Origin of the sequence: Flavobacterium sp. (assembly GCF_031422135.1) — a bacterium.
Taxonomy (GTDB): domain Bacteria; phylum Bacteroidota; class Bacteroidia; order Flavobacteriales; family Flavobacteriaceae; genus Flavobacterium.
Genome location: NZ_JANOQD010000039.1, coordinates 1 through 23,067, shown reverse-complemented (window position 1 = coordinate 23,067; position 23,067 = coordinate 1). Strand labels below are relative to the sequence as shown.

General features: G+C 32.3%; 21 protein-coding genes, 2 tRNA genes and 1 pseudogene. 9 read left to right on the top strand and 15 right to left on the bottom strand.

Annotation, left to right across the window (positions count from 1 at the left end; genetic code table 11):
- Positions 1–9: 9 nt before the first annotated feature.
- From RMO70_RS06400 to RMO70_RS06385, 4 genes are all read left to right on the top strand, one after another.
- A complete protein-coding gene (locus tag RMO70_RS06400) occupies positions 10–1,248 on the top strand; it encodes a glycosyltransferase N-terminal domain-containing protein (RefSeq protein ID WP_310555596.1) in 1,239 nt (412 codons plus the stop codon).
- On the top strand, positions 1,245–1,688 hold the full coding sequence (locus tag RMO70_RS06395; RefSeq protein ID WP_310555595.1) for a GNAT family N-acetyltransferase: 444 nt from the start codon (positions 1,245–1,247) through the stop codon (positions 1,686–1,688). Before RMO70_RS06400 ends, RMO70_RS06395 begins: the two co-directional genes overlap by 4 nt.
- A gap of 12 nt (positions 1,689–1,700) precedes the next feature.
- Positions 1,701–3,869: a S46 family peptidase gene (locus tag RMO70_RS06390; protein WP_310555594.1), complete on the top strand. Its 2,169-nt coding sequence runs from the start codon at positions 1,701–1,703 to the stop codon at positions 3,867–3,869.
- Positions 3,870–4,045: 176 nt separating this feature from the next.
- Positions 4,046–4,291: a hypothetical protein gene (locus tag RMO70_RS06385; RefSeq protein ID WP_310555593.1), complete on the top strand. Its 246-nt coding sequence runs from the start codon at positions 4,046–4,048 to the stop codon at positions 4,289–4,291.
- 81 nt (positions 4,292–4,372) lie between these two features.
- Here RMO70_RS06385 and RMO70_RS06380 read toward each other — a convergent pair whose 3' ends face one another.
- The 7 genes and pseudogenes from RMO70_RS06380 to mutS all read right to left on the bottom strand — a co-directional run bounded on the left by RMO70_RS06380 (position 4,373) and on the right by mutS (position 9,708).
- A complete protein-coding gene (locus tag RMO70_RS06380; protein ID WP_310555592.1) occupies positions 4,373–4,735 on the bottom strand; it encodes a DUF1508 domain-containing protein in 363 nt (120 codons plus the stop codon).
- A gap of 302 nt (positions 4,736–5,037) precedes the next feature.
- Complete coding sequence (locus RMO70_RS06375; RefSeq protein WP_310555591.1) at positions 5,038–6,084, bottom strand: ThuA domain-containing protein; 1,047 nt, start codon at positions 6,082–6,084, stop codon at positions 5,038–5,040.
- Positions 6,085–6,264: 180 nt separating this feature from the next.
- Positions 6,265–6,486, bottom strand: a complete 222-nt coding sequence (locus RMO70_RS06370) for a hypothetical protein (RefSeq protein ID WP_310555590.1) — start codon at positions 6,484–6,486, stop codon at positions 6,265–6,267.
- A pseudogene (locus RMO70_RS16900) lies at positions 6,485–6,550 on the bottom strand (GIY-YIG nuclease family protein); the annotation flags it as partial. The gene RMO70_RS06370 and the pseudogene RMO70_RS16900, both read right to left, overlap by 2 nt.
- Positions 6,551–6,679: 129 nt before the next feature.
- A tRNA-Leu gene (locus RMO70_RS06365) sits at positions 6,680–6,765 on the bottom strand.
- 123 nt (positions 6,766–6,888) lie between these two features.
- Positions 6,889–6,961 (bottom strand) — tRNA-Gly (locus tag RMO70_RS06360).
- 140 nt (positions 6,962–7,101) lie between these two features.
- Positions 7,102–9,708 carry a DNA mismatch repair protein MutS gene (gene mutS / locus RMO70_RS06355; RefSeq protein ID WP_310555589.1) on the bottom strand — a complete coding sequence of 869 codons (2,607 nt, stop codon included), beginning with the start codon at positions 9,706–9,708 and terminating at the stop codon, positions 7,102–7,104.
- Between the two features lie 138 nt (positions 9,709–9,846).
- Between mutS and RMO70_RS06350 the strand changes: the two genes are divergently transcribed.
- Both RMO70_RS06350 and RMO70_RS06345 read left to right on the top strand, forming a co-directional pair.
- Entirely contained in the window at positions 9,847–10,314 is a 468-nt protein-coding gene (locus RMO70_RS06350; RefSeq protein ID WP_310555588.1) for a DUF1573 domain-containing protein, read from the top strand.
- Positions 10,315–10,379: 65 nt separating this feature from the next.
- On the top strand, positions 10,380–10,922 hold the full coding sequence (locus RMO70_RS06345; RefSeq protein WP_310555587.1) for an RNA methyltransferase: 543 nt from the start codon (positions 10,380–10,382) through the stop codon (positions 10,920–10,922).
- Between the two features lie 18 nt (positions 10,923–10,940).
- On the opposite strand, the gene folK is transcribed toward RMO70_RS06345, so the two are convergent.
- On the bottom strand, positions 10,941–12,074 hold the full coding sequence (folK, locus tag RMO70_RS06340; RefSeq protein ID WP_310555586.1) for a 2-amino-4-hydroxy-6-hydroxymethyldihydropteridine diphosphokinase: 1,134 nt from the start codon (positions 12,072–12,074) through the stop codon (positions 10,941–10,943).
- Between the two features lie 119 nt (positions 12,075–12,193).
- Between folK and sppA the strand changes: the two genes are divergently transcribed.
- A complete protein-coding gene (sppA, locus tag RMO70_RS06335; RefSeq protein ID WP_310555585.1) occupies positions 12,194–13,957 on the top strand; it encodes a signal peptide peptidase SppA in 1,764 nt (587 codons plus the stop codon).
- Positions 13,958–14,079: 122 nt separating this feature from the next.
- Positions 14,080–16,656: an AsmA-like C-terminal region-containing protein gene (locus RMO70_RS06330; RefSeq protein WP_310555584.1), complete on the top strand. Its 2,577-nt coding sequence runs from the start codon at positions 14,080–14,082 to the stop codon at positions 16,654–16,656.
- A 156-nt stretch (positions 16,657–16,812) separates the two neighbouring features.
- Here RMO70_RS06330 and RMO70_RS06325 read toward each other — a convergent pair whose 3' ends face one another.
- The 6 genes from RMO70_RS06325 to RMO70_RS06300 all read right to left on the bottom strand — a co-directional run bounded on the left by RMO70_RS06325 (position 16,813) and on the right by RMO70_RS06300 (position 21,780).
- Entirely contained in the window at positions 16,813–17,175 is a 363-nt protein-coding gene (locus tag RMO70_RS06325; RefSeq protein WP_310555583.1) for a nuclear transport factor 2 family protein, read from the bottom strand.
- A gap of 42 nt (positions 17,176–17,217) precedes the next feature.
- On the bottom strand, positions 17,218–18,126 hold the full coding sequence (locus RMO70_RS06320; RefSeq protein ID WP_310555582.1) for a pseudouridine synthase: 909 nt from the start codon (positions 18,124–18,126) through the stop codon (positions 17,218–17,220).
- 88 nt (positions 18,127–18,214) lie between these two features.
- Positions 18,215–19,132, bottom strand: a complete 918-nt coding sequence (locus RMO70_RS06315; RefSeq protein ID WP_310555581.1) for a geranylgeranylglycerol-phosphate geranylgeranyltransferase — start codon at positions 19,130–19,132, stop codon at positions 18,215–18,217.
- 51 nt (positions 19,133–19,183) lie between these two features.
- Positions 19,184–20,122 carry a mevalonate kinase gene (locus RMO70_RS06310; RefSeq protein ID WP_310555580.1) on the bottom strand — a complete coding sequence of 313 codons (939 nt, stop codon included), beginning with the start codon at positions 20,120–20,122 and terminating at the stop codon, positions 19,184–19,186.
- 313 nt (positions 20,123–20,435) lie between these two features.
- Complete coding sequence (locus RMO70_RS06305; protein ID WP_310555579.1) at positions 20,436–20,654, bottom strand: hypothetical protein; 219 nt, start codon at positions 20,652–20,654, stop codon at positions 20,436–20,438.
- A gap of 37 nt (positions 20,655–20,691) precedes the next feature.
- Positions 20,692–21,780 carry a diphosphomevalonate decarboxylase gene (locus RMO70_RS06300; RefSeq protein WP_310555578.1) on the bottom strand — a complete coding sequence of 363 codons (1,089 nt, stop codon included), beginning with the start codon at positions 21,778–21,780 and terminating at the stop codon, positions 20,692–20,694.
- A 57-nt stretch (positions 21,781–21,837) separates the two neighbouring features.
- On the opposite strand from RMO70_RS06300, the gene RMO70_RS06295 reads away from it, so the two are divergent.
- Positions 21,838–22,314 carry a TspO/MBR family protein gene (locus tag RMO70_RS06295; RefSeq protein WP_310555577.1) on the top strand — a complete coding sequence of 159 codons (477 nt, stop codon included), beginning with the start codon at positions 21,838–21,840 and terminating at the stop codon, positions 22,312–22,314.
- A gap of 46 nt (positions 22,315–22,360) precedes the next feature.
- On the opposite strand, the gene RMO70_RS06290 is transcribed toward RMO70_RS06295, so the two are convergent.
- The coding region (locus RMO70_RS06290; protein WP_310555576.1) for an aminoacetone oxidase family FAD-binding enzyme at positions 22,361–23,067 on the bottom strand (707 nt) is incomplete at its 5' end.

Genomic DNA, 23,067 nt, shown 5'->3' with positions numbered 1-23,067 from the left:
TTTATTGATATGCTTTTTCTATATAATTTAGTAGTTCATTTTGCAGGTTTTTTATTAAACATTGTAGCCCTTTTTAGTCCTAAAATCAAGTTATTTGTTGCTGGACGAAATACTGTTTTTGAAACTTTATCCAAAAAAATAAACCCGACAGACAAAACCATTTGGTTTCACGCGGCTTCGCTTGGTGAGTATGAACAAGGATTGCCTGTGATGGAAAAAATAAAAGAAAAATTTCCAAATCATAAAATTGTAGTTACTTTTTTCTCGCCATCAGGTTTTGAGGTTCGAAAAAACAATACGGTTGCTGATGTTACCGTTTATTTGCCTTTAGACACCAAATCGAATGCTAAAAAATTCTTGCACTTGGTGCATCCCGAACTGGTTTTCTTTATCAAATATGAATATTGGCCTAACTATTTGAACGTGTTACACAAAAACAATACTAAAACCTATCTCATTTCAGGAATTTTCAGAAAGAAACAAGCTTTTTTCAAATGGTATGGCGGTTTTTATAGAAATGCGCTACAAACATTTGATTATTTTTTTGTGCAAAACGAAAGTTCTAAAATTTTGTTACAAAGCATCGGTTTTACTAATGTAAAAATATCAGGGGACACTCGTTTTGATCGTGTAGTTTCTATTTTAGAACGAGATAATTCGTTAGATTTTATAGATTCCTTCACTTCGTTTGGAAAGACAAAAAGGACAACAATTGTGGTAGGAAGCTCGTGGCCAAAAGACGAAAGTTTACTAATAAATTACATCAACCAATCCAAAAAAGTAAAATTCATAATTGCGCCACACAATATCAAAGCAGAACAAATACAAGAATTGAACAACAAAATTTCCAAAAAAGTAGTTTTATTTTCTGAAAAAGACGCTAAAAATTTAGCCGATTTTGATGTTTTTATCATCGATACTATCGGGATTTTGACAAAAATTTATAGCTATGCTGATATTGCCTATGTTGGAGGCGGTTTTGGAAATCCTGGTGTGCACAACATTCTCGAACCAGCTACTTTTGGTATTCCAATCATTATTGGGCCAAATTACTCCCATTTTGCCGAAGCCACAGCATTGGTGAATTCGGAAGGGTGCATTTCGATTTCAAATGAAAAAGAATTAAATGAAGCATTCCATTTATTGCTTCAAAATGAAGATATTCGATATGAAAAAGGGCATATTTGCAGTACTTTCGTGGAAATGAATAAAGGCGCGACAGAAGTAATATTAAATCATTTGAAATGACAAGCTTCAAGCCTCTTCAAATTACCGAAATAGAAATCATCACCACAATGATGCAAGATTTCTATGCTATTGATAATTATCCGATTGACATTCAAGTTTCCAAAAAATTATTTGAAGAATTTATTCCCAATGAAAATTTAGGTAAAGCCTATCTTATATATAATGATTCGGAAATTATTGGCTACGCAATTCTAACTTTTGTTTTTAGTTTTGAATACAAAGGAAAAATTGCTTTTTTAGACGAACTATATATTAAGGAAGCCTTTCGTGGTAAAGGCATTGGAAAACAAACTATGGATTTCATAAAAACCGAGAGTCATAAATTATCGTTAAAACTACTCTTACTCGAAGTTGAAAACCACAACCAAAACGCTCAAAAATTGTATCTTGCCAACGATTTTGAAGTACACAACCGAAAATTAATGAAATACAAACTATAACACTATTACCAAATGAAATTTTTAAAACTATTACTCTTATTATTTATCGTTCAAACCCAAGCCCAACAAGGCGGAATGTGGATTCCATCGTTACTAAAAGGGATGAACGAAACCGAAATGAAAAACTTGGGTATGAAAATTTCTGCCGAAGACATTTATTCCGTAAACAAATCGAGCTTAAAAGATGCCGTTCCACAATTTGATGGTGGTTGTACAGCCGAAGTCATTTCGCCAAAAGGATTGATTTTGACAAACCATCATTGTGGTTACGATAATATTCAAAGCCATTCAACTGTCGAAAACGACTATCTAACCAATGGTTTTTGGGCATACAAAATGGAAGACGAACTGATGAACAAAGATTTAGAAGTGACTTTTATTGTAAGCATCAACGATGTGACTTCACAGGTTCTTGATGGCGTTACTTCCATTATGTCGGAAGTCGAAAAGCAAAAGAAAATTCAAGAAAACATTTCAAAGACAAATGCCAGTTTCAAAAAAGAAGCGTGGCAAGAAAACCGAATCAGAACTTTTTTTGAAGGCAATCAGTACATTTTATTTATAATTGAATCTTATAAAGACGTTCGTTTAGTAGGTGCTCCACCAAGTTCGATTGGAAAATTTGGTTCTGATACTGACAACTGGGTTTGGCCAAGACATACTGGTGATTTTTCATTATTCCGAATTTATGCCGACAAAAACAATCGTCCAGCAGCCTATTCTAAGGAAAATGTTCCCTACACGCCTAAACATTTTTTACCAATTTCGCTGGACGGAATCCAAGAAAACGATTTCACAATGGTTTTAGGTTTTCCTGGAAGAACCCAAGAGTATTTACCATCGTTTGCAGTAGCACAAATTCAAAACGAATTGAATCCAGCCAAAATCGAAGTTCGTGATGCAGCTTTGAAAGTGCAAGACGGATTTATGCGAAAAGACAACGCCATCAAAATTCAATATGCCTCAAAATATGCAGGCGTGGCGAATTATTGGAAAAAATGGATTGGCGAAACTATGGGTTTAAAAAAATCTAATGCTATTGCCAAAAAACAAAAAGAAGAACTTGCTTTTCAACAAAATGTAATCAAAGCAGGAAAACAAGTCGAATACGGAAACTTATTATCCGATTTTCAAAAAAACTACATCGACATTAAGGAGTATGCCATTGCCAGAGACTATTTTACCGAAGTTTTTTTACGCAATACCGAATTGCTAAGCACCGCATACAAAGTATATCAATTAGAGCAAGTTTTCAATACCAAAGGCGAACAAGCATTTAATGACCGAAAAAATAATTTGCTTGCTAGTCTGAAAGACTTTTACAAAGATTTTAACCCAACTGTCGATGAAAAAGTTTTCGAAAAACTAATTCAGATTTATGCTACAAAATCGCCAAAACAATTTTTACCTAACAATTTGACCGCTATAAATTCCGCAACATTAGCTTCTGACATTTATAAAAATTCAAAATTGGTAAATTATGAAGCATTAACCAAACTTTTTTCAGGCGATAGCAAAACCATTTTAGCAAATCTAAACCAAGATGTAGGCTACATTTTCGTGAAAGAAATAGCAGACAAATATATGAAAGAGGTTTTGCCTAAATTTGATGAAATCAATCTCAAAAACATCGCATTGCAACGCAGCTATATGAAAGCGCAATTAGAACTGAATAAAAACGCTCGAATTTTCCCAGATGCCAACAGCACTTTGCGAATTACTTATGGAAAAGTAAAAGGATACGAGCCTAAAGACGCTACTATATATAATTGTACAACCTATCTTGATGGTGTAATGGAAAAATATGTACCTGGAGATTATGAGTTTGATGTTCCAAAAAAGCTAATCGATTTATACAACACCAAAGATTATGGGCAGTATGCAGAAAATGGCAAAATGCCTGTTTGCTTTATTGGAACCAATCATACTACTGGAGGAAATTCTGGAAGTCCAGCCATCGATGCTTACGGAAATTTAATAGGATTAAATTTCGACAGAGTTTGGGAAGGCACAATGAGTGACATCAACTACGACCCTTCGATTTGCAGAAATATTATGGTTGATGCACGGTATGTATTGTTTATTATCGACAAGTTTGCTGGAGCAAAAAACATTATTGAAGAGCTAAAACTAGTACATCCGAAGAAAAAATCAAAAAAAAGAAAAAGTATAAATAACTAGTTTTCTTTAAGCCTGAAAAATATTATTTATGAGCAATAATATTTGGCATACATATTGTGAATGAATAAATACCTGTGGGAAAATATTTTTTTAAAAAAAAGCAAAAAAAAGTTTTGCGTATTAAAAAATTTATATCTTTGCAGAGAATTAATAATTAACCTTTTATATTAAGTAAGATGAAAAAAATTGTTTTAAGTTTAGCTTTAGTAGCTATGATGAGTGTTTCTTTTGTATCATGTAAAGATGCTGCTGCTACTGAAGCTCCAGTTGAAGAAGCTGCTCCAGTAATGGAAGAAGCTGTTGAAGCTGCTGCTGCTGCTGTTGATACTGCTGCTGCTGCTGCAACAGAAGCTGTTGAAGGTGCTGCTGTTGAAGCTGCTGACGCTGCTGCTGCTGCTGTTAAAGAAGAAGTAAAAAAATAATTAGATTTTTAATCTAGTTTTTTTAAGCCATCCTTTTGGGTGGCTTTTCTTTTGCATTCAACTCTCAAAAAATGAAAAAAATTATTGTAGTTCGATTATTTCAGGAAAAACAAAATCATTACTTGAAAAATCCAAAGTCTCTGACTTAAAAGCATACCTATTAATTTCGTTGATTCCTTTTTCAAGCATCAATTGAGTTGAATACTTCCTACTTATAGCAATTTCCTTTTTATCAATAATTAATTTAAAGAAAAACTTACCGCTTGAAGATTTAAACTTCATAAAAGTACTATTTTCAAGATTTGTTTTTAGATACTCTATAGCCTCCTCACATTCAAATCGCAATTCAAAGTTGTTACTAATAAATATAGCTTTTCCTTTTCTAGAAGTAAATTCAAATTTATATTCTCCGCTAAGTCGTTTAGTAATTACAAAAGCACTCATTTTCTAATATATCAAAAAGCGAAAATACAAATTCCTAATGGATAAAAATACAAAAAGCAACAAACTAGTTTAAAGCTTTTTGCAAGCCTCCAGCAATTAATCACAAACCAAATAATGTTTGATTTTTAAGAAACGCTACGATTTAAACCAGTATCAGAAGGTTCTGGCCTCTACCCCATTTATAACACCTATCAAGTCAGCGTATAATCGCATTATTCCAGTTGAGTTATGCAAATACACAATGCGAGAATAAACTATTCCAAAATCAAACCTCTGGGAATTCTATCGATTAATCCTGATAATTACCGTTGTAAAACTAACTTTTGTGACTTTGTTATAGCGTCATTCGTAATATTTATAATATAAATTCCAGTATATAATCCGCTTAAGTCTAATCTAACTTTCTCTGAAGCTAAGTATTTATTACGCAATACTATCTTCCCCATTAAATCAAACACTTTAATCTCTGCATTCTCTGGAATATTGCAAATTACTGTTTCAGTACTTGCTGGATTTGGATACATCAAAAAATTACTATTTGAATTGTCGAATTCACCCATTCCAAGTGTTGTATTTGATGCCCACACAATGGCTTTACCTATCATTTGCCCAAAATTTGAATTGGCTACATAATCGGAACCATTATGACCTAAAGCGGTATAAAAGGAACGTCCTCCATCATACTGCTTATACCAAGTTGCAGGTCGGGCTTCATCATAAGAATTATTTCCAGTTGATCTCACTTGTAGTAAATTTATATTGCCGCTATAGAGGTATCCTCCATTTAATCTCCAGTAATACCATTCTTCATTTTTCGACCACGTATTTCCTAAATGATTAACAATAATGTTATTTGTATCTAAAACATCCATTATACCAGGAAAATTATTTGAGGTGTGATTAGGCGATGTTTGAACAATAGCACCTACTAAATCATTATACCAAGACCAACTGCCGTTTCTGTAAGTATCAGTAGCAGCGTGAATACCGATGAAACCTCCACCATTTCTAATAAAAGCTTCAAAAGCGGCTCTTTCACTAGTGGATAATAAATTATCTCCAGAAGTATTTGCCCAGATTACAACTTTGTATTGTGCCAAATTTGTAGCATTAAAATCGGTAGAGTTTTGGGTGTTATCAGTAGTCCATCCATTTGAAACACCAAGATCCGTAATCATTTGTATACCGCTAATAATGGCATCTGTATGTCGGAATCCATTGGTTTTATGAAAAATCAATACCTTAAAATCTACAGCAGTAGTTGTTTTTGTTACATGGTTTTTTGCCTGAATACTAATTCCATTACAGACAAAAAACAAAATAATAAACTTAAAAGTAAATACCTTCATAATATATTTATTTAATACAATATCAACGCATTAATTTAATTAATAGTGTTTATTATATAAAAATATTTTTGTATCGCTATTTCAGGACAAGACAACTTTAAAACAAAAAAAGCTCCAAACATAGTTTGAAGCTTTTTGTACTCTGAGCGGCTCCGAGGCTTCAGAGTTGAACCCGCATAATTATATCTTATTTTTATAGATATGATCTAATATGGTTAAATCTAAAATAATTCTTTCAATAAAACTTCTTGATTTCATTCGTTTAATAAACGCTTCTAATTTATAAGCTTTTATACTAGACTCGGTTTTGTAACTTAAAACTAACTCCCAAGGTAACTCCTCTTGTAGTAAATGATTCTTTATAAAATCCTGAATTATGTTCACAAACCCTTCTATAAACATTATCTGTTGTACCAATATAAAATCTATCTAACTTAGAAGAATATAGAATATAAACAAAAAACATAGTAATCTGATAAAATAAAACGCAGTAATTTTGACACTAAAATAACTCTTAAACTATAACGTTGAATACATAAACAGTATCGTTGCTTTTTATAAAAAAAAAGCTCCAAACATAGTTTGAAGCTTTTTGTACTCAGAGCGGGACTTGAACCCGCACGAACATTGCTGTTCACTGGATTTTAAGTCCAGCGTGTCTACCAATTTCACCATCCGAGCATTTTACTTTTAAATGTTACCTCTAATTTTTATAAAAAATTAATTAAATATAACACCATCCGAGCATTTTATTTGATTTTTGAAATATAAATAGTTCAATCTTCAAATTATTGTATGGTTTTGAGCGAAAAACGGGGCTCGAACCCGCGACCTCGACCTTGGCAAGGTCGCGCTCTACCAGCTGAGCTATTTTCGCATTTTGTATTTAAAAGAACTACAATACGCTTATTGTATTGCGAGGGCAAATTTAATACATTAATTTAATAATACAAGTGTTTTTTATTAAAAAATTTATACTTTTTTATAACTTCCTGAAAACCCTAATTTTAACAGTGTTTATTTTTTGCTTAACATTCGTTTTATTTCATTTAGCTTCATCAAAGCTTCTACTGGCGTTAGTGTATTGATGTCTAAATTCAATATCTCCTCTTTTATTTCTTCCAAAAGTGGATCATCGAGATTAAAAAAACTCATTTGCATATCGTCTTTATTCGATTTTAATCCGTTTAAAGCATCAGCGGAATGATTTTTCTCTAATTTCTTCAATATTTTTTCTGCTTTTTGAATCACTATTTGTGGCATTCCAGCCATTTTAGCCACGTGAATTCCAAAACTGTGAGCGCTTCCGCCTTTGACTAATTTTCTAATAAAAAGAACTGTATCTTTTAGTTCTTTCACAGAAACATTATAATTTTGAATTCTTACCAGTGATTGACTCATTTCATTCAACTCGTGATAATGTGTGGCAAACAAGGTTTTAGGTTGTGCTGGATTTTCGTGCAAAAATTCGGCAATAGCCCAAGCTATCGAAACCCCATCATACGTACTCGTTCCACGTCCTATTTCGTCCAACAAAACCAAACTTCTATCGGAAATATTATTCAAAATGGAGGCCGTTTCGTTCATCTCAACCATAAAAGTAGACTCTCCCATCGAAATATTATCACTCGCTCCTACTCTAGTAAATATTTTATCTACAATTCCCATTTGCACACTATCGGCTGGCACAAAGCTTCCCATTTGGGCTAAAAGTACAATTAGAGCTGTTTGTCTCAAAATAGCTGATTTTCCAGACATATTTGGTCCAGTTATCATTATCAATTGTTGGGTTTCTCTATCTAAAAAAACATCGTTGGCAATATATGGAACACCAATTGGCAATTGTTTTTCGATAACAGGATGACGACCATTTTTTATATCTAAAGCAAACGAATCGTTAATTTCTGGACAATTATATTTGTTATCAATAGCCAATTGCGCAAACGAAATTAAACAATCCAGCTGCGCTACCAAATTTGCATTTAATTGCACTGGCTTGATATACGTTGCAATCCAACTCACCAACTGTTCAAACAGCTGGCTTTCTATTTGCTGAATTTTTTCTTCGGCTCCCAGAATTTTGGTTTCGTATTCTTTTAGTTCTTCCGTAATATAACGCTCGGCACTAACAAGTGTTTGTTTGCGAATCCACTCTGGCGGCACTTTGTCTTTGTGCGTATTTCGAACTTCTATATAATATCCGAAAACATTATTAAAGGATATTTTTAACGATGAAATACCTGTTCGTTCCGATTCGCGCTTTTCTATTCCTTCGAGATATTCTTTTCCGAGTGAAGAAATACCACGCAATTCGTCTAATTCGGCATTAATTCCTGAAGCAATTGCATTTCCTTTACTTATGGCAACCGGAGCATCTTGGTTTAAGGTAGTTTTTATTTTTTCTCGCAATAAATCGCAACTGTGTAAACTATCGCCAATCACTTTTACCGCTTCTTGAGAACTTTGCAAAGCGATTTTTTTTATTGGAATTATAGCATCTAGCGATTCTTTAAGATGAATAATTTCTCTAGGACTAATTCTCCCAGCAGCTACTTTAGAAATCAATCTTTCCAAATCGGAAATTTGCTTGATTTGATATTGTACTTTTTGAAGAATATCTATATTTTCTTTAAAATAAGCGACCACTTCGTGACGAGATTTTATTTTATTAGCATCTTTTAGTGGAAGTGCCAACCAGCGTTTGAGCATTCTTCCTCCCATTGGCGAAAGCGTTTTGTCAATTACATCAAGTAAAGTTACCGCATTTGGGTTATAACTATGGTACAATTCTAAATTACGAATCGTAAATCGATCCATCCAAACGTAAGCATCTTCGGCAATGCGATGAATCGAAGTAATATGCTGATTTTTATTGTGTTGTGTTTCAGATAAATAAAATAAAATGGCTCCTGAAGCAATTATTCCGTTAGTCAATTCTTCAATTCCAAAACCTTTTAACGAATTGGTTTGAAAATGATTGATTAAAGTTTCGGTGGCATAATCTTCTTTATAAACCCAATCTTCAAGATAAAAAGCGTGAAAATTGTCACCGAATTTTTCTTTGAAATCACCTTTATTTTGTTTGGAAACCAAAATCTCACTTGGACTGAAATTTTGCAACAACTTGTCTATGTATTCCTCATTGCCTTCCGATGTCAAAAATTCTCCAGTAGACACATCAAGAAACGAAACGCCTATTATTTTTTTACCAAAATAAATTGATGCTAAAAAGTTGTTTGTTTTAGAATTTAAAACTTCGTCGTTCATTGAAACGCCTGGAGTAACGAGTTCAGTCACACCACGTTTTACAATAGTTTTCGTCATTTTTGGGTCTTCCAATTGGTCACAAATAGCCACTCGAAGCCCTGCTTTAACTAATTTAGGTAAATAGGTATTGATAGAATGATGCGGAAAACCTGCCAAAGCCGTTTCTGTTGCAGAACCAGCGCCTCGTTTTGTAAGTGTTATTCCCAGAATTTTAGAAGCACGAACAGCATCCTCACCAAAAGTTTCATAAAAATCGCCCACGCGAAAAAGCAAACAAGCATCGGGATATTTTCTTTTTATCTCGTTGTATTGCTTCATTAACGGGGTTTCCTTGACTTCTTTTTCTTTTGATGACAAAACGTAATTTTTTTATTGGCAACGAAATTACTTATTTTGAATTAAAAATATATGATTTAACAACAATTTTAGCATAAAAAAGTTAGTGAAATTCAATTTTATTTTTACATTTGCTATTCAAAATTAAAAATGTATAAAATGAAAAAGATAGTATTATTTATTGCTGTTGCATTATTAGGAACAACAGTAACTTTTGCACAAACAAAAACGAAAGCAAAAAAAGTTAAAACTACTAAAACTGTAGTAGCTAAATCTGAGGTAGAAGGTGCTGGAATGAAATTTGAAGCTGAAACTATTGATTATGGGACAATTCAGCAAAATGCAGACGGAAAAAGAGAATTTGTATTTGTAAACAACGGAAACAAACCTTTGATAATTACGAATGCTACTGGATCTTGTGGTTGCACCGTTCCATCGTTCCCTAAAGAGCCTATTATGCCTGGAGCAAAAGCGGTTATTGGAGTGAAATATGATACATCAAGAGTTGGCGGAATTTCTAAAACGGTTACTGTAACTTCTAACGCAGAAGGCGCTCCTTCTAAAGTTTTGAACATCAAAGGAACTGTAAATGCCCTTCCTGCTGTAGTCGCTCCAACAAAAAGCTAATTACATAAAATACAATAATAGCTAAGCTTCCTAAAATTTTAGGAAGCTTTTTTTATAAAAAACAAATGAGAAAATTAGAAAATAGCGAACTCGATAGAAAATCGATCACTGACTTTAAAGAAGCTAAAAAAACGCCCATTATTATTGTATTAGACGACATAAGAAGTTTGCATAATATTGGTTCGGTTTTTAGAACTGCCGATGCTTTTTTGATTGAAAAAATATATTTATGCGGCATCACTGCAATTCCACCTAATAAGGAAATTCACAAAACAGCACTCGGAGCAACAGAAACAGTAGCATGGGAATATGCTAAAAATGTGTTAGACGTAATCGAGAATTTGAAAAAAGAAAAAATCTCCGTTTATGCTATTGAGCAAGTTGAAAACGCCATCTTTCTAAATGATTTTAAAGTCGAAAACGATAAAAAATACGCTTTGGTTTTTGGAAATGAAGTTTTTGGAGTCAATCAAGATGCAATAAAACTTTGTGATGGTACTATTGAAATTCCACAATTAGGCACCAAACATTCTTTGAATATTTCTGTAAGTGCAGGAATTGTGGTTTGGGATTTGTTCTGCAAGTTTGATGATTCGATTGTTCGATGATTCGAATTATCGAACAATCTAATTATCTAATTTTCCTTGAATTGCATCCAAAATTTTCAAATAATCATTTTGATTTTTTACAAAATCAAATTCTGAAACATCAATAATTAAGCAATTCAAATCCGTTTGCGATTTGATATAATCCAAATAGCCTTTATTTATTTTATCCAAATACTCAGCAGGAATATCTTGTTCGTAACTTCTACCTCGCTTTTTGATGTTTTTGAGTAATCTGTCTGTATTTTGATACAAATACACATACAAATCTGGTTTTGGCATTTCTTTATATATGATGTCAAACAAGGTTTTATAAAGCCTAAACTCGTCTTCTTGCAAAGTAACTTTAGCAAAAATCAACGATTTGAAAATATGATAATCAGCCACAACAAAATCTTTAAACAAATCAAATTGAGATAAATCGTCTGACAATTGCTGATACCTATCGGCTAAAAAAGACATTTCGAGTGGAAAAGCATATCGGTTTTGGTCTTTGTAAAACTTAGGCAAAAACGGATTGTCTGCAAATCGTTCTAAAACCATCTTGGCATTAAAATCTTCTGCAATTCTTGAGGCAAATGTCGTTTTTCCTGCACCAATATTTCCTTCAATTGCTATATAATTTAACTTGTTTATAGTAAAATTTATTGGCAGCTTTAATGAACATATTACGCTACAATCACTCTTATCTTCAGTAACAGCAATTAATTCGTTTGTGCTTTTTTGCAAAACAGGATGTCTCCAATCTAGTTTTAAATCCTGCATGGGCAACAATACAAAAAGCCGATTTTGCATTTGTGGATGTGGAATCGAAAGTGAGTTTGTGTTTGTAATTTGCTCATCAATAGCAATAATATCAACATCAATAATTCGGGCTTCATAATTTGGAGATTGCTTGGGGAATCGCCCTATTTTTTTCTCAATTAAAGCAATTTTTTTTAATATTTTTTCTGGCGATAAAGAAGTGTGTAAAATCAAAGCACAATTATAAAAAGCTTCACTTTCAAAACCCCAAGAAGGCGATTCGTATAACTTAGAAACACGTAAAACCAATCCAATTTCTTTTTGAATTAATTGGATAGTATTCTCTATATTTTCTTGGCGATTCCCTTGATTACTACCAAGTGAAAGCACTACTTTTTGTTGCAAATTCATAACGAATGCAAATTAACTAAAAAGAATTTTAGAATCGTAGTATATTTGCAGATGTGTTAATAACTTGTTTTTGTAACAATTTGCTACAAAAACATACTTATAGTATAAATAGATTAATTATGAAGTTTTTAGGAAATGTAACATCAACCATAGTAGGAATATTTGTTTTCTTAATGTTGGCTTTTTTTGGGATTATGATAATTGGAGCCCTTTTTGGTGGTGATTCAAAATCAACTTATGTCGAAGATAATTCGGTTTTAGAATTAAATTTGGAAGAAGTAGTCAACGATTATGGCGGAAAGTTCAATTATGAAGAAATAGGCTATTTTGAAGCAAACCACAATGGTTTAATCGATGTTTTGAAAGCAATTGAAGCTGCTAAAACAGATGATAAAATTAAAGGGATCTCCATTTTAAACAATTCATTATTGCTAGGAGTTGCACAAACAAAAGCATTGCGAGACGCATTAGAAGATTTCAAGTCCTCCAAAAAATTTGTAATGTCGTATGCAAACACCTATTCACAAAAGGATTATTATTTGAATTCGGTAGCTGACAAGGTATACTTAAATCCAATAGGAGAACTCGATTTCAAAGGACTTTCAACCGAAATAATGTACTTTAAAGATTTCCAAGAAAAAACAGGTCTTAAAATGGAAGTCATTCGTCACGGAAAATACAAAAGTGCCGTAGAACCTTTTCTATTGAGCGAAATGAGTCCTGAAAACAGAGATCAAATTACTACTTTTTTAACCTCGATTTGGAATGCAATGGCACTAGATATTTCGAAATCCAGAAAAATTTCAGTCGCACAATTGAACAACATTGCAACTGGATTGTTAGGTAGAACACCAGAAATGGCATTACAAAACAAGCTTATTGACAAAATTGCTTATGAAGATGTGTATCACGATGACATAAAAGCAAAATTGAAATTGAAAACCGATGAAGAGTATTCTTTTGTAAATATTATGGATTATACAGAAAACAATGCCACTTCACTATCTGATTTCAGCACAAAAAATAAAATTGCAGTTATTTATGCGCAAGGCGAAATTGGATCTGGCGAAGGCGATTTGAATGTGGTTGGCGAAGGATCAATGCGTCGTTCGTTGCAAGAAGCTAGCAAAGATGAAAACATAAAAGCCATCGTTTTAAGGGTTGATAGCCCAGGAGGAAGCGCCTTAACTTCTGAATTAATTTGGAGAGAAATTGAAATTGCTAAAAAATCCAAACCTGTAATTGTTTCAATGGGTAATTTAGCCGCTTCTGGAGGCTATTATATTGCTTGTAATGCTAATAAAATTTTTGCCGAAGCAACTACAATTACGGGGTCGATTGGTGTTTTTGGGACATTACCCAACCTATCCGAAGTTACAAAAAAATATGGTATAAACACCGAATTAGTCGAAACACACGAAAACGCTTCTGGATACAGTTTATTCAAACCATTGGAAGACAGCTACAGAGTTTTTGCTCAACAAAGTGTCGAATCTATATACAAAACCTTTGTAACTCGAGTTGCTACTGGTCGAAAAATGACATTTGCTCAAGTTGATGCAATTGCCCAAGGTCGAGTTTGGGCAGGTTCTGACGCCTTAAAACTAGGATTAGTAGACCAAATTGGAGGGTTAGACCAAGCAATAGGTTATGCCTCAAAACTGGTTAAGACAACTGATTACACAACAGTCGATTACCCAAAATATGAAAAAGATTTTAGAGATTTTTTTGGCGGAAGTGGTTTCCCTTTAATGAAAACTCGTGAAAACTTAATCAAAGAAGAAATTGGCGAAGCCAATTATAAAATGATTGAGCAAATTCGTAGACTGAACAAGCAAAAAGGAGTTCAAGCTTTAATGCCTTTCGAAATAAATATAAAGTAAACTTGAAATATTTTTTAAATTAATCCGTTTTAGTAACTACTAAAACGGATTTTTTTATATTAATTTTGCATTGGAGCGGCAAAGTTATTGCTATAAGATTCAAACCAACAAATTCAAACAAAATGAAAAAGAAAATTTTTATAGGCATTGGTGTTTTTTTTGCAGTATTAATTGCCGCACTTTTTGCAATTCCCATCTTTTTTAAAGACCAAATTAAAGCTAAAATAGAACAATCTATAAACGAAAATGTAGATGCCAAAGTTACTTTTGCGGATGCCGATTTGAGTTTGTTTAAAAATTTTCCTCAAGCCAATGTTGGAATCGAGAAGTTAATCATCATTAACAAAGCACCTTTTGAAGGAGATACATTAGTAGCATTTGAAGAGCTTGATTTACAAATGTCAATCAAAGAACTATTTAAAGGCGATGGTGAAGCAATGACACTTCAAGCAATTTCTGTAAAAAACGGAAAAGCAAATATTCTTTTTGACAAAAACGGAGTAGGAAATTTTGATATTGCTTTGAAAGACAACTCAAAAATAGACCCAAAAGAAAGCAAACCATTTGCAATGAACATTCAAAACTATAGTCTTGAAAATTTTAAATTCAAATACTATGACGAACGTTCTAAAATAAAAATGGTTATCACGGAATTAAACCATAAAGGAACTGGAAATTTTGCGGCACAAAAACTAGATTTAAACACCAATACTACCGCAAAAATTTCATTGGATATGGATAAGATGAATTATATGAATAAGGTAGCCATCACACTTGATGCGATGTTAGGTATTGATTTAGAAAATCAAAAATATACCTTCAAAGAAAATAAAGCAAAAATTAATGAACTACCATTAGAATTTAATGGTTTTATTCAACTACTAGAAAAAGGTCAAGCTTACGATTTGACATTTAAAACTCCAACCTCATCATTTAAAAACTTCTTAGGATTGATTCCTGCCACTTATGCAGGAAACTTAAAAGAGGTTAAAACGACAGGTGATTTTTCTGTAAATGGTAAAGTAAATGGAACTTTGACAGACACGACAGTGCCAAAATTCAACATTGCTATTGCATCAAACAATAGTTCTTTTCAATATCCAGATTTACCGAAATCGGTTCAAAATATCATTATAGATACCAAAATTATTAATGAAACTGGCATAATGAATGATACGTATGTAAATTTAGACAAACTCTCTTTCAAAATAGATCAGGACGTTTTTAATGCCAAAGCTAATATAAAAAATATAGCAACGAATGCACTTGTAAATGCAGAACTCAAAGGAACTATCAATCTTTCAAATGTTACAAAAGCCTATCCTGTAAAACTAGACACACCCCTTTCAGGAGTATTAGTAGCGGATGTGACAACAAAATTTGATATGAAATCGGTGGAAACCAATCAGTATCAAAACATTCAAAATTCTGGCACAATGAATCTGTCAGGATTCAATTATACTGGAGATGGAATGGCAAAACCCGTAAAAATAAATCAAGCTGCAATTGCGTTTAACACCAGTCAAATAAAGTTAAATCAATTTAGTGCAACCACTGGAAAATCGGACTTTCAACTGACAGGAACATTAGATAATTTTTATGGTTTTATGTTTAGAAAACAAATTTTGAAAGGTAATTTCAATATGAATTCGAATCAATTTCTTGTGGCTGATTTTATGGCTCCCACAACTTCGACTTCGACAGAAGGCAAAACAACTAAAAAAGAGGAGGTTAAAATTCCTGCTTTTTTAGATTGTGCCATTACTGCAAAAGCCAATACAGTAGTGTATGATAATTTAACCTTAAAAGCTGTTTCTGGAAAAATGATAATTCGAGACGAAGCAGTAACCTTGCAAAACGTAAAAATGAATATTTTTGATGGTGTAATTGGAATGAACGGAGTGGTTTCGACCAAAGGCAAAACTCCTACTTTCAATATGGATCTTGATTTAAACAAAGTCGATATTGCTCAAAGTTTTACGCAATTAGAAATGTTAAAAAAAATTGCTCCAATTGCTGGTGTTGTTAACGGAAAATTAAGTTCAAAAATAAAACTGAACGGAAATCTCGATTCAAAGGAAATGACACCTGATTTAAAAACACTTTCAGGCGATTTGTTAGGACAATTACTAGAAACCAAAGTAAATCCTAACAACTCACAAATGCTAACCGCTTTGAGTCAAAATGTAAAGTTCCTCGATGCAAGTAAACTTAATTTAAACGACTTGAAAGCAGCTGTTTCATTTAATAACGGAAAAGTAAACGTAAAACCATTTCAAATTAAATACCAAGATATTGTTGCGGAAGTTGGAGGAACACACGGTTTTGACCAAAATATGAATTACAACATCAAGATGGACGTTCCAGCTAAATATTTAGGTTCAGATGTGACCAAATTAATAGCTAAACTATCACCTAGTGATGCAAATAAAGTTCAAAACATTCCAATCACTGCTTTAATGAGTGGTAATTTTAAAAGCCCAAAAATTTCCACTGATATGAAAAGTGCTGTTGGAAACCTGACTACACAACTTGTTAAAATTCAGAAAGAAAAATTACTAAATCAAGGTACAAGTGCACTTGGAAACATTTTAGGAGGCAAAAAAAATCCTGCTGATTCCACAAAAACGAAAAAGAATGAAGCTATAAAAAATACGGCAAACGATTTGTTGAATGGTATTTTTGGTAAGAAAAAATAGGCTTTAGAACACTTTATATATAAAAATACCAAAGTATTTATTGAAAACACATTATCTCGACGAGGGAAAAGTCTCATAATCTTACGACTGAATGAGACGTTTCCTTCGTTAATTACAAACGAATTTGTTATTTATTACAGTAATTCAAATATGGTTTTATCCATGATATACTCTGGAAGAAATTATTTTTCCGTCTCGTACTTCAAGGACTTCAGCTACTAGTATATCCTGCTCGTTTTCTACTTGACGGATGTATTCCATAAAAACCCTATCGCCATTGGCAGTCAATGATAAAACTTTATAGTGCAAGCTTGGAAGTCTTTCAAAAGCATCTTGCCACCAAGTTTTCAAGTCATTTTTACCTTGTATCAATCCATTCGTTTGTGGTTGATTTACTTTTAGTTTTGGACTGTAATGTTCTGCGTCGTCATCGTATAGGGATAGTAATTTTTCTAATTCTTTAGTATTGAAATTTTCGAACCAACGAAAGGCTATTGATTGTAATTGTTCTGGCGTCATATATATTGGTAAAAAAATCCCGATTGCTTCGGGATTTAAATTTTATGTATTTTTTAAATTGATGATTTCCTGTTCGGTTAGCAGTCGCCAATTTCCTCTTGGCAAATTCTTTTTGGTTAATCCTGCAAAGGCAACTCGGTCTATTTTGATGACATCGTATTTAAAACTTTCAAAAATAGCGCGAACTACTTTTACATTTGAGGTACGAAGTTTTAAGCCAATTTCTGTTTTTGGTTCGTTTTCGATATAACTTACTTCTTCTACAAAAAGTCGGTGACCATCTAGCGTAACTCCTTTTTCTATTTTTTCTAAATCTTCAAATTTTAAGTTTTTGTCTAACGAAACTTGATAAATTTTTGATGATTTTTGATTTGGCAAACCAAATTTTCTAATCATATCCGTATCATTCGTAAACAATAACAAACCTGTTGTATTTTTGTCCATACGACCAACAGGTTGTAAATTTGCTTTGGTAGCTCCGCGAACCAATTCGTTAACATTTCGCATCATATCGTTTTCGTCAAACGATGTGGTGAAATTTTTAGGCTTATTAAGCAATAGATATTCTTTGCGTTCCGGAGTTAACGTCATTCCGTCAAAATTAACCACATCACCTGGTTTTACCATATATCCCATTTCGACAACTGGTATTCCGTTTACTTTTACATTTCCAGATTGGATGTAAATATCAGCATCCCGACGAGAGCAAGCTCCTGAGTTTGAAATGTATTTATTCAAACGGATTTCGTCTGCGTTTTTAGGTCTTTTTGGTGCTTGATTGGGCTTTTTAGCTACTTTATCAGTAGGTATTTCTTCAACTTTTGTTGTTGGTTTTACTTTTTTAGGGCCTTGGGCACGCTTTGCCATTGCTGGTTTTGGCTTGTTAGAACTTGGTCTTGAGCTGCTTGGTCTTGGGCCTGTTCCTTTTTTACTGCCTCCTGAATTATTCATACTTCTGTAATTTACTTCGACTATTCGGTCTTATGACCTAAGATTTGCAAAGGTAATGATTTGAGATTAAGGATTTGAGGTTTGGGATTTAAAATTTCAGAATGGCTCTTCCATTCAATAAAACCGATGGATCTATCAGAACTATACAAAAAACTCCTGCAACTATTATGGATTTCAGAATATTATGGAGTTGAATGTATTGTTTTTGGCTTTCGGATTTCCAGAGTTTGAATAGAAAGAAAATCAAAATAATTAGACTGATGTAAAAGTACATATCCATATAACCCACATCGTAATTTTCTATCAAAACAAAAACTGGCATTGTGGTAAAAATAGTTAATATTGATATGACTTGCTTTGATGTTTGTTCTCCAAATCGTACAGGAATCGTTTGATAATTATTAGCAATATCTCCTTTTAGATTTTCTAAATCTTTAATCATTTCACGAATCAAAATTAATAGATATAGGAATGTTGCATGGGCAAAAATCTCGGGATAGAAATTTTTAAAATATAATAAAATACCAAAAAAAGGCAAAACAGCTAATAATGAAGCGGTTAAATTCCCAACAATTGGATACTTTTTAAGCTTGTGCGAATAAAACCAAATTAAGAAAATATAAACCGCAAAAAATAGTGAGGCACGCCAAGAAATTATAAAAGCCAATGCGGTTGCTAAAAAATTTAATCCAAAATATACTTTTAGTTTGGTTTGTTGACTTACCAAACGGTCTAGCATCGTTTTTTTAGGACGGTTGATTAAATCTTTTTCAGAATCGTAAAAATTATTGATTATATAACCCGATGAAATGGCTAATGTTGACACAAAAACGATGATAAATAGTCGCCAATCAAGAATTATATCAAGTGCTCTTTGCTCTTTATCTAAAATAAAAATAGCAGATAAATATTGCGCTAAAACTATAATTGGAATATTATAACCACGTACCACAGAAAACAAACTGAAGATTTTCATCAGAAACAGTTTTGATTTTCTTTTTAGCATTTAATTTTATTTTGATATTCTAAATTTGCTTTTATTAGGTTTATGGGGATTTTAAAACTGATATACCACCTCTAAACTATAACCTTTAAGCGAAGATTTTGCTTTTTCTAAATCTTGTGTGAAACCCAAAATATAACCTCCACCACCAGACCCGCAAAGCTTCAAGTAATAATCGTTAGAGTCAATTCCTTGTTGCCACAACTGATGAAATTGCTCTGGAATCATAGGTTTAAAATTATTCAACACCACTTTTGATAATTTTTTGGTATTGGCAAAAAGAGATTTCATATCGCCACCCAAGAAATTTTCTACGCAAGCATCGGTATATTTGATAAATTGGGATTTTAGCATTTTTCGAAAGCCTTCTTCTTTTAATTTTTCCATAAAAATAGTAACCATTGGAGCAGTTTCTCCAACAATTCCAGAATCTAACAAGAAAACCGCACCTTTTCCATTTAGGCTTTGTGTTGGAATTCCAGTAGCTTCAATATTGTCTTTAGAATTTATAAGAATAGGAATACTTAAATAACTATTTAATGGATCTAATCCTGAACTTTTACCGTGGAAAAAAGATTCCATATTGGAAAAAACATTCTTTAAGATTAATAGTTTTTCTCTAGTTAAATTCTCTAATACTGTAATTTTATTTTGAGCATATTTATCGTAAATTGCTGCTACCAATGCACCACTGCTTCCTACGCCATATCCTTGCGGAATACTAGAATCAAAATACATTCCAGCTTCTACATCAGATTTTAAAACATCAATATTGAAGGTAACTAGTTCGGGTTGATCATTCTGTAAAGTTTGCAAATAGGTTACAAAACGTTTTAAATTTCCGTTAGATTTTATAGCTTCATCTGAAGGATTTGCTTCGGTTTTTAAAGCTCCGTTATAAAAATTGTAAGGAATTGACAATCCTTTAGAATCTCGAATAATTCCGTATTCTCCGAAAAGTAGTATTTTTGAGTAAAATAGGGGTCCTTTCATATGGTTTTGAAAATTATTTTATTTTCTTAATTTTATTTGTGCTTTGTCTTGTGTCGAAAAGTGATAAAACTCTAACTTGATTTGAATTATAACGATAATATATAGTTGACTGTTTAGTAATTACACATTTGTTATACTTCGAATTAATTTCTGATTTGGGAAAGCTTTCAGGATTATTTCTAATCATTTTTATTGCACTATACAATTTTACTGCAAATTCTTTTCTTACTTTTTCAGACCATTTTACTTCTAAATATTCAAATAGATTAGTTATTTTTTTTTTGAGCGCGAGTAGAAATTATTATTTCTCTCATTAAATATACTTTTTAATAAAATCTTCAAAATTAACATATTCTCCTCTATCAATTTCTCTATCTGATTCCTCAATCTCAAACTTCTGCTGATTGTTCAACTCGTCCCACCAATCTTTTTTTTCTGTTTTAAAAATCTTTTTTATGGAAGCAATTATAGTAGAATCGTTCGTTTCTTCTATCATTTTGATTAAAGCTTTTTTTTCTAACTGAATGTCCATAAATTTCTATTTCAAAATATAAAGATACATAAAAATATTATTGCATTATCAATTGACTTCCACTTCCAATTTCGTCACAAATGTAATGACCATTTTGACAATAGACAACTAATTCATTTTTAATAAATTGCAAAACTTCATTTACAACGTTTTCGGGATACAAAACGTGAACATTTGCACCAGCATCTAGTGTGAAACAAACTGGAATTTTAGTTTCTGTTCTGAATTTCCAAATTTTATTAATAATTTTCAATGTATTGGGTTTCATTAAAATAAAATAGGGCATCGAAGTCATCATCATACTATGCAATGTCAAGGCTTCGCTTTCTACAATTTGGATAAATTCGTCGAGATTTCCGTTTTCTAAAACAGTTTTTATTTTTGATAAATTATCGTGAGCCTGTTCAAAACGTCTTTCTGCATACGGATGATTGTGCATCAAATCGTGACCGACTGTACTTGAAACTTGTTTTTCGCCTTTATCAACTAGTAAAATCGTATCTTGATAATTATTGAAATTCTCGTGGATTGTAGCTGAAAATTCAACCCCAAATAAATCGGAACTTTCAGAAATGGAATCATTTTTACCCCAAACCACAACGCTTCCTTTAACGCTTCGGCAAGCACTTCCGGAACCCAAACGAGCTAGAAAAGAGGCTTTTTGATAAAAATAGTCATCCGACATTGATGGGTTTAAAATTTTTTCCAAACTCATCACATTCATTGCCAGAGCTGCCATTCCTGATGCGGAAGAAGCTATTCCTGAACTATGCGGAAAGGTGTTATGTGTATCAATCGTAAAATGATAGTCTTTCAAATAAGGACAATATTCGAAAATTCGTTCAAAAAACTTTAGGATTTTTGGTTTAAAATCTTCTTTTGACTTTCCTTCAAATAATAAATCGAATGCAAAGTTGTTATTAGTTTCTTTTTTTACAAAAGTTAACTTTGTAACTGTTTTGCAATTATTTAAAGTAAAACTTATCGACGGATTTGCTGGAACTTGATTTTCTTTTTTGCCCCAATATTTAACCAAAGCAATGTTACTTGGAGAACTCCATTGAAAAATGCCGTTTTCTAATTCGTTTGAATTGTTTTTGAAAATAAAATCTTTTTCAGAAAGCATGTTATAAAAATTTCTTCAAAGATACTTTTTTTGTTTATTTGTAAGTAAATTTGTGATATGAATAAATCTACAAAAATTATTATTTCGATTTGCGTTTGTGTTTTAGTTGGATTTTTATCTGGTTTTGCAACTCAATCCTCGGTAAAAACCTGGTTTTTGACTATTGAAAAACCATTTTTTAATCCGCCAAGTTGGCTTTTTGGCCCAGTTTGGACATTATTGTATATTATGATGGGAATTGCTTTTGGACTGATTTGGTCAAGCGATTTTAAAGATAAAAAAGCTGTAAAAACAGCAATGATTGTTTTCGGAATTCAATTGGGATTAAATGCTTTGTGGTCGATTTTATTCTTCGGGCTTTGCAATCCTTTACTGGCTTTTATCGAAATTTTATTACTTTGGTTGTTTATTTTTGAAACCATAAAAGTTTTTAAACCTATAGATAATTTGGCTTCAAAACTATTATATCCGTATTTGGCTTGGGTAAGTTTTGCTACGATTTTAAATGGAAGTATTTGGTGGTTGAATAAGTAGTTATCAACATCAATTTTAAAAGTTAATTGCAATATCTATGAAAAAATTAAAAATTTTCTGCCACAATAAATCCACTTGTCCAAGCATTTTGAAAATTGAATCCACCTGTTATAGCATCAATATTTACAATTTCACCAGCAAAATATAGGTTTGGTAGTATTTTACTTTCCATTGTTTTGAAGTTTATTTCTTTTAAATCGATTCCGCCAGCGGTAACAAATTCTTCTTTGAAAGTACTTTTCCCGTTAACTTGAAATTCGGCATTTGTAAGTTGATTTGTTAAATTTGCCAACTGATTTTTGGTTAAATCTGCCCATTTCGTTTCCAATTCTATTTGCGAGGCTAAAACGATATTTTCCCAGAGTCTATTTGGAAAATCAAAAGGAGATTTTTTAGAAACTGCTTTTTTGGAATGTTCTAGTTTTAATTCTCTTAAAATCACAGAAGTTTCTTCAAAAGTTTTATCATTCAACCAATTAACTACAATAGCAAATTGGTATTTTTTTGCCGCTAATTCAATTGCACCCCAAGCAGAAAGTCTTAAAATTCCTGGTCCAGACATTCCCCAATGCGTAATCAATAATGGACCTGAAGCTTCCAGTTTAGCTCCTTTCTGTTCGGCTGCGCCACGGGTTGAATTTTTTACTTTGACTGTTGCCATTGCGGAAAGTCCCATTAGATCTTTAATCCTATTGTCTTTGATGTTGAAAGTAAATAATGAAGGAACAGGTTCAATAACTTTATGTCCTAAAT

What these genes read in the sequence shown, in the direction of transcription:
- RMO70_RS06315 (WP_310555581.1), bottom strand. Translation starts at nt 19,132, where the DNA reads ATGCTAAAAAGAAAATCAAAACTGTTTCTGATGAAAATCTTCAGTTTG.
- sppA (WP_310555585.1), top strand. Translation starts at nt 12,194, where the DNA reads ATGAAGTTTTTAGGAAATGTAACATCAACCATAGTAGGAATATTTGTT.
- RMO70_RS06330 (WP_310555584.1), top strand. Translation starts at nt 14,080, where the DNA reads ATGAAAAAGAAAATTTTTATAGGCATTGGTGTTTTTTTTGCAGTATTA.
- RMO70_RS06380 (WP_310555592.1), bottom strand. Translation starts at nt 4,735, where the DNA reads ATGAGTGCTTTTGTAATTACTAAACGACTTAGCGGAGAATATAAATTT.
- RMO70_RS06385 (WP_310555593.1), top strand. Translation starts at nt 4,046, where the DNA reads ATGAAAAAAATTGTTTTAAGTTTAGCTTTAGTAGCTATGATGAGTGTT.
- RMO70_RS06295 (WP_310555577.1), top strand. Translation starts at nt 21,838, where the DNA reads ATGAATAAATCTACAAAAATTATTATTTCGATTTGCGTTTGTGTTTTA.
- RMO70_RS06390 (WP_310555594.1), top strand. Translation starts at nt 1,701, where the DNA reads ATGAAATTTTTAAAACTATTACTCTTATTATTTATCGTTCAAACCCAA.
- RMO70_RS06325 (WP_310555583.1), bottom strand. Translation starts at nt 17,175, where the DNA reads ATGACGCCAGAACAATTACAATCAATAGCCTTTCGTTGGTTCGAAAAT.
- RMO70_RS06320 (WP_310555582.1), bottom strand. Translation starts at nt 18,126, where the DNA reads ATGAATAATTCAGGAGGCAGTAAAAAAGGAACAGGCCCAAGACCAAGC.
- RMO70_RS06375 (WP_310555591.1), bottom strand. Translation starts at nt 6,084, where the DNA reads ATGAAGGTATTTACTTTTAAGTTTATTATTTTGTTTTTTGTCTGTAAT.
- RMO70_RS06400 (WP_310555596.1), top strand. Translation starts at nt 10, where the DNA reads ATGCTTTTTCTATATAATTTAGTAGTTCATTTTGCAGGTTTTTTATTA.
- RMO70_RS06305 (WP_310555579.1), bottom strand. Translation starts at nt 20,654, where the DNA reads ATGGACATTCAGTTAGAAAAAAAAGCTTTAATCAAAATGATAGAAGAA.
- RMO70_RS06370 (WP_310555590.1), bottom strand. Translation starts at nt 6,486, where the DNA reads ATGTTTATAGAAGGGTTTGTGAACATAATTCAGGATTTTATAAAGAAT.
- RMO70_RS06345 (WP_310555587.1), top strand. Translation starts at nt 10,380, where the DNA reads ATGAGAAAATTAGAAAATAGCGAACTCGATAGAAAATCGATCACTGAC.
- RMO70_RS06310 (WP_310555580.1), bottom strand. Translation starts at nt 20,122, where the DNA reads ATGAAAGGACCCCTATTTTACTCAAAAATACTACTTTTCGGAGAATAC.
- RMO70_RS06350 (WP_310555588.1), top strand. Translation starts at nt 9,847, where the DNA reads ATGAAAAAGATAGTATTATTTATTGCTGTTGCATTATTAGGAACAACA.
- RMO70_RS06395 (WP_310555595.1), top strand. Translation starts at nt 1,245, where the DNA reads ATGACAAGCTTCAAGCCTCTTCAAATTACCGAAATAGAAATCATCACC.
- folK (WP_310555586.1), bottom strand. Translation starts at nt 12,074, where the DNA reads ATGAATTTGCAACAAAAAGTAGTGCTTTCACTTGGTAGTAATCAAGGG.
- RMO70_RS06300 (WP_310555578.1), bottom strand. Translation starts at nt 21,780, where the DNA reads ATGCTTTCTGAAAAAGATTTTATTTTCAAAAACAATTCAAACGAATTA.